Source organism: Streptomyces sp. NPDC058796, assembly GCF_042745235.1.
Lineage (GTDB): Bacteria > Actinomycetota > Actinomycetes > Streptomycetales > Streptomycetaceae > Streptomyces.
In genome coordinates, this window is sequence record NZ_JBHYOP010000035.1 from 1 (window position 1) to 5,200 (window position 5,200).

Here is a 5,200-nt window from a genome sequence, read left to right on the forward strand (position 1 = left end):
CGACCCACGGCCGCGACTGACGGTTTCCCATACCCAGACATACGAGCGGAGAGGCCGACCGTCTCATGATCAGCAGCTTTTGTTAGAGCCAGTTACAGCTCCCGCGGTTTCCGGTCCTACTTGCGGCAACGCGGCATCGCGCACACCATCCCCGAGAAGAACGACCAGCGACGGCACCGGCTAAGAGGTCCTAACAGAGAAGTTGTTGATCATGTGACTTTCGGCTTGAGTGGTCGTTGGTCCGTTCGTGGGGAAACGACAGTCGCGGCCCTGGATCGTGTCGGACGAACTGTGGTCGCTCATCGAGCCGTTGCTGCCCGAGTCGGGACCGAAGCTGGTGGAGGGCAGGCCGCGGGTCCCGGACCGGCAGGCACTGTGCGGAATCCTGTTCGTGCTGCACACCGGCATCCAGTGGGAGTACCTGCCCCACGAGCTGGGCTTCGGCTCGGGGATGACGTGCTGGCGGCGCCTGGCCGCCTGGAACGAGGCCGGTGTGTGGGACGAACTGCACCTGGTGCTGCTGCAGAGGCTGCGGGCCGCGAAGAAGCTCGACTGGTCCCGGGCGGTGATCGACTCCTCCCACGTGCGGGCCGCTCGACGCGGCCCAAAAGCGGCCCCAGCCCGGTCGACCGCGCACGACCGGGCAGCAAGCACCACGTCCTCACCGACGGCCAGGGCATCCCGCTCGCGGTGTCACTGACCGGCGGAAACCGCAACGACGTCACCCAGCTGCTGCCGCTGCTGGACAAGGTTCCGGCCGTGGCAGGCATCGTCGGCCGGCCCAGACACCGGCCCGACGCACTCCTCGCCGACCGCGGCTACGACCACGACAAGTACCGCCGCCTGCTGCGACAGCGCGGGATCCGACCGGTCATCGCCGAACGAGGCGTCGAGCACGGCTCCGGCCTGGGCGTCTTCCGCTACGTGGTCGAGCGCACGATCGCCTGGCTGCACGGCTTTCGCCGACTGCGAATCCGCTGGGAACGACGCGACGACATCCATGAAGCCTTCCTCGGACTCGCCACCTGCCTCATCACCCACCGCCACGTCCAACGCCTTTGTTAGGACCTCTAAGCCCTCAACCACCTCGACGCCGACCTCCGCTGGATGACCACCACGGCCCCCGGCTCACCACACTCACCACAGAGGTCCGCACGGCACGGACGGCATAACGCACAGGACGGGAGCACGGCGGCGGCACCGCCCTTCGCGGCCCGGCACCTTCTTTACTGACTTCAGCTCGTCAGGGTGAATCTCGGCGAAGTCCCTGATGGGTTAGGGGTAGTGAGCCTTTTCCATCTTGATCAGCTGGCGAGTTCGAGGGCGACGACGGGCTCGGACGACCGCGGTGATTCGGGCGGTGCTGCAGCGGAGCTTCCGCAGGAGCCGCCAGCACTTGAGGATCGCCATGGCAGTTCGCCGAGGCTGGGATCCTGGAGTGGTCCCGGTTGTGCCGCCGGCGCCAGTCGCGAAGGTTCTTGCCCCGAAACGGGACGCGGCAGGCAGCACACGCACCTTGGTAAGCCTTGTCCGCCCAGCACTTGACGCCGCCAGCAGCGAGAGCGGCGGGGGTGCCGTGGGTCCGGGCCGCGGTGAGGTCGTGTGTGGCTCCCGGCAGCGCGTCCGATGCCCAGGTCAAGCGCCCGGCCGGATCGGCGATGACCTGCACGTTCATGCCGTGGTGCTTCTTCTTTCCCGAATAGTACGGCCGGTCGGCGGCGTTGCGATCGATCGGCAGCACGGTACCGTCGAGGACCACGTAGGCCTTCTTCCGCACGGTCTGCATGGCCTGGTCGAGCGTGGGCGCCAGGGCGGCCAGGAGGTCTACGGCCTCACCGTATGTACCGGTAGACCGTGGCGATCCCGACCCGGAAACCCGCCGCGAGGCGGGCGTAGGTGTCGCCGCAGCGCAGGTGAGCGAGGACGAGCAGGGCCTGCCGACCGCAAGTAAGGCGTCGCCAGCGGGAGCCGATGCGACGGTGGTGACCTGCGGGAAGGCCGGAGAGGTGCTCCAGGGTACGGCTGGACGGATCGATGGCGGACGGGTAGAGAAGCACGAGCTCCTGGCGGGTTGGCGATCTTGGTCGTGAACCGTCTACCAGGAGCTTTCTTCACGTCGGCCAGCGAGGGGCCCTGATCCAACCATCCGTCAGGTCGGACGAGGTTCAGTGCCCGGCTCATGCAGAAGCTCTTCGTAGTCGCAAACAGGGACGGCCCGGTAGCCGGCCTCCCGGACCGCTTCCAGAACCGTTGCCGTGTCCGGCACGACAACCGTCGCTGAGGCGCCGCGACGAGGTCGGCACACAAGGAGCGAGTGCCAGTCCAGGAACTCCGTGTGAGCGCCAGCGCCTTCGTAGTCGTTATGTTCCCACTCCACTTCGACGCATCCGTACGAGATTCCGCGATCTGGTCCGAGCGACACGTCCAGAGCCGCTGCCAGCCGCTCCATCAACCGATCACGGCTGGGAGCGGCGACGTAGATCTGGCACTCAAGGTCTGCGTTCGCCCCGGCTGGCCCAGCCATACTGTCCTCCATGAGCGGATCCTCCCAGGCCGGGGATTCCTGTGTAACCCGTCACAACCTTGACAGCGCCACCAACGTGGTCAGTGCCACCCTTGAAGCGCGACATGAAGTTGGAAAGGGCTCATTTACACGGTGCGACGCCAGAACAAGGGCTAGCAGACCATCTCATTTGGCTCTGTAGGAAGACTCCGACTCGGCGCTTGATCAAGGACCTGCTCGCAGACAGACTGCTCTTCATGGGATCAGTGGGCAGAGCCACCAGGTTGCGGATCGGAAAGTGCTGATGAGTGCCGACCTGCCCTTCTTCCGCTATCACCCAAATCCCCTCGCGAGCGGGCCCATCCGCGCGTCCACCGAGACATGCGCCTGCTGCAAGGCAGACAGGGGATGGATCTACACGGCCACCTTCTACACTGCTCAGGACGTCAGCGGACGGTTCTGTCCTTGGTGCATCGCAGATGGCAGTGCCGCCGAACGCTTCGCTGGCGACTTCACCGACTCCTACGGGCTCGACGGTGTCAGTGAGGACGTCTTGCATGAGGTCACCCGCCGCACTCCTGGCTTCCACGCCTGGCAGGATCCACAGTGGCTCGTCCACTGCCAGGACGCGGCCGCCTTCCTGGGGGAAGTCGGATATGCCGAGTTGGCGGCGCGTCCCGAAGCACTGGACCAGTTGCGGACCGACATGTGCCTCGACGGCTGGCACGACGAAAGCCGACTCGAACACTTCCTGACCAGCCTGGGCCAGGGGGCAACCGCCATGCTCTTCCGCTGCACCAGCTGCGGAGCCCACCTCGCCTACACCGACGCCTCGTGAGTGCGTTCGATGGTCCAGCGGTGCCGGCCCAGCCGCTGGCCGGAGCCCGTGTCCTTGCGGGCGATCCGCGGTGTGATGCGCCGGTCGCGTAACCGGCGACGCGCAACCGGCTAGTTCGGACGGGCGCCGCCCATGAACGGGCCGACGAGGTGCTGCAACGACTGCTGCACGGGTATCACCGCGAAGGATTCGACGTCGGCCGCCCCGAGGTACTGGAAGAGCTGGGGCCGCTCGGGGCCGGGGGTCGAACCGTTCCTGGTCCGCCGGGCTCGGCGAGACTGGGCGGCTTCGGACGACTGCGGCAGCGCTACAGCCACGGCTGGTCCCTGCGCCGCGCGAATGTCCACGCCCGCCTTATGTCCGACGAGGATGCGTCTGCGGGGTGTCAGACGTGCCCTGCAGGCGCTGACGGGTGCGGAGCGCCTGCTCGACGTTCTCCAGACGTCGCCGTTGCCGACGCATGGTGAGGGGGCTGACCAGGAACAAGCCTGTCACGAACAGCTGGAAGCAGGCATACCCATAGTTGTGGTCCAGGAACTGTGCCACAGCGCTCACCAGCCACAGCAGTGCGACTGCCGCTGCCAGCCAGAGCACCCATCGGCGCTGCTGGGTGTTCACCATACGGCGCTGACGCGCGACGATATCGATCGCGGCCGGCAGCTCGGCGGGATCCTTCGGCAATTCGCCGCGCTGTATCCGACGGCCCACCCGCATGTACCGACTCGCGCTCAACCCGAACTGCGTGGCCCGGCGCCGAGTCCACCACCACACCCCGACGACCACCGCCAGGCCCAGCAGGAGGAAGGCTACAGCGAACAGCAAGCCCCGAGACACGTCCACTTCGTCCTCACCGACGACCACTCCCAGCAGGAAGCCTGCCAGTCCCGCCGCCAGCAATATCGTGAAGAGTACTCCCACCGCACTCGCACGCCCCGTACCCGCGCGTGTTCTCCCAGTCGGCCCGGACACGCCTTTCCCCCTTCACTCATACCGTGCATGACCGGATACCCCCGCCGGCCGCCAACACCCCGCCGTGCACGGGAAATGAGGAACGCACCGGCTCGTCAACGACGGGGAACCGGGCGTCGCAGTCGGGACGGAACTGACCCACCGAACAACCTGCGTGGTGACGTGTTGCGCGTGCTCGGGGTGCTGAAGGTCGCGACGGTCGAACAGATCCAGCAGATCTCAGCCCCGCACCTGAGCTACCGGCACACCGACAAGCCGACGCCGTCTCTCAGACATTCTGGACACCGGTAGTAAAATTTTCGGCGTCGTGTCGGGTTGCGTGTCGGGCGTCGGTGCAGCCGCATCAACCGGAACCATCCAATACGCCGCTGCGGTCGGAGGAGTGGTCGGTGCCGGAGTCGGCAGCGCGGTCGGCGCCGGTGCCGCCGTGGTCGGCAGTTGTGCGTTGGGAGGCGTCGCGGGCTACTACGGAGCCGACATCATCACCTACGGATGACGTTCAAGAATCAGACGCCAACCAGACCATCTACAGGGAAGTGACGTAAGAATGACAGCGAGCGACGCCCCGATGACGGACGCTGTACGCGCTGTGCGGATCTTTTCCATCATTCTGATGGTGGGAGGGTTGAGCGGATGTATCGCGGGAGTCGCGACCGATGACGCTGTTCGGGTGTGTCCAGTCAACGGCTGATCTTGGTTGTTGAGGTTCAGTGGCTGGTGGTGGGGGTGAGGCGTCCTTCGAAGGCGATCTGGAAGGCGTTCAGTGGCGCCTTCCAGCGCATCGTCCAGCGGCGTCGGCCCTTGCCGGTCGGGTCCAGGCTCATCAGCGCCATGTAGACGCACTTCAACGCGGCGGCCTCGTTCGGGAAGTGCCCGCGGGCCCGGACCGC

5 protein-coding genes and 4 pseudogenes are annotated in these 5,200 nt (G+C 66.2%); 3 read left to right on the top strand and 6 right to left on the bottom strand.

Annotation, left to right across the window (positions count from 1 at the left end; genetic code table 11):
- Positions 1 to 274: 274 nt before the first annotated feature.
- Together ACFW47_RS35080 and ACFW47_RS35085 are read left to right on the top strand one after the other, a co-directional pair.
- A protein-coding gene (locus ACFW47_RS35080) for an IS5 family transposase (RefSeq protein ID WP_386308281.1) occupies positions 275 to 1,065 on the top strand; the annotation gives its coding sequence in 2 pieces (ribosomal slippage) (positions 275 to 605 and positions 605 to 1,065; 792 coding nt in all).
- Between the two features lie 9 nt (positions 1,066 to 1,074).
- Positions 1,075 to 1,172: pseudogene (locus tag ACFW47_RS35085) on the top strand (PadR family transcriptional regulator); the annotation flags it as partial.
- 103 nt (positions 1,173 to 1,275) lie between these two features.
- On the opposite strand, the pseudogene ACFW47_RS35090 reads toward ACFW47_RS35085, so the two are convergent.
- Both ACFW47_RS35090 and ACFW47_RS35095 read right to left on the bottom strand, forming a co-directional pair.
- A pseudogene (locus tag ACFW47_RS35090) lies at positions 1,276 to 2,057 on the bottom strand (transposase family protein).
- Between the two features lie 92 nt (positions 2,058 to 2,149).
- On the bottom strand, positions 2,150 to 2,536 hold the full coding sequence (locus ACFW47_RS35095) for a hypothetical protein (protein WP_386288041.1): 387 nt from the start codon (positions 2,534 to 2,536) through the stop codon (positions 2,150 to 2,152).
- Between the two features lie 271 nt (positions 2,537 to 2,807).
- Here ACFW47_RS35095 and ACFW47_RS35100 point away from each other — a divergent pair, with 271 nt between their 5' ends.
- Positions 2,808 to 3,341 (top strand): CbrC family protein, encoded by a 534-nt coding sequence (locus ACFW47_RS35100; protein WP_386308279.1) that lies wholly within the window; start codon positions 2,808 to 2,810, stop codon positions 3,339 to 3,341.
- Here the strand turns inward: ACFW47_RS35100 and ACFW47_RS35105 are convergent.
- From ACFW47_RS35105 to ACFW47_RS35120, 4 genes and pseudogenes are all read right to left on the bottom strand, one after another.
- Positions 3,341 to 3,442, bottom strand: a pseudogene (locus ACFW47_RS35105) (IS5/IS1182 family transposase); the annotation flags it as partial. The gene ACFW47_RS35100 and the pseudogene ACFW47_RS35105 sit on opposite strands and share 1 nt — an antisense overlap.
- A 9-nt stretch (positions 3,443 to 3,451) precedes the next feature.
- Positions 3,452 to 3,658, bottom strand: coding sequence for a hypothetical protein (locus ACFW47_RS35110; RefSeq protein WP_386308280.1), 207 nt, complete (start codon positions 3,656 to 3,658; stop codon positions 3,452 to 3,454).
- 37 nt (positions 3,659 to 3,695) lie between these two features.
- Positions 3,696 to 4,259: a hypothetical protein gene (locus ACFW47_RS35115; protein WP_386289035.1), complete on the bottom strand. Its 564-nt coding sequence runs from the start codon at positions 4,257 to 4,259 to the stop codon at positions 3,696 to 3,698.
- A gap of 758 nt (positions 4,260 to 5,017) precedes the next feature.
- Positions 5,018 to 5,200, bottom strand: a pseudogene (locus tag ACFW47_RS35120) (IS256 family transposase); the annotation flags it as partial.

Coding starts and splice junctions, on each gene's coding strand:
- ACFW47_RS35100 (WP_386308279.1), top strand. CDS start 2,808: ATGAGTGCCGACCTGCCCTTCTTCCGCTATCACCCAAATCCCCTCGCG.
- ACFW47_RS35095 (WP_386288041.1), bottom strand. CDS start 2,536: ATGGAGGACAGTATGGCTGGGCCAGCCGGGGCGAACGCAGACCTTGAG.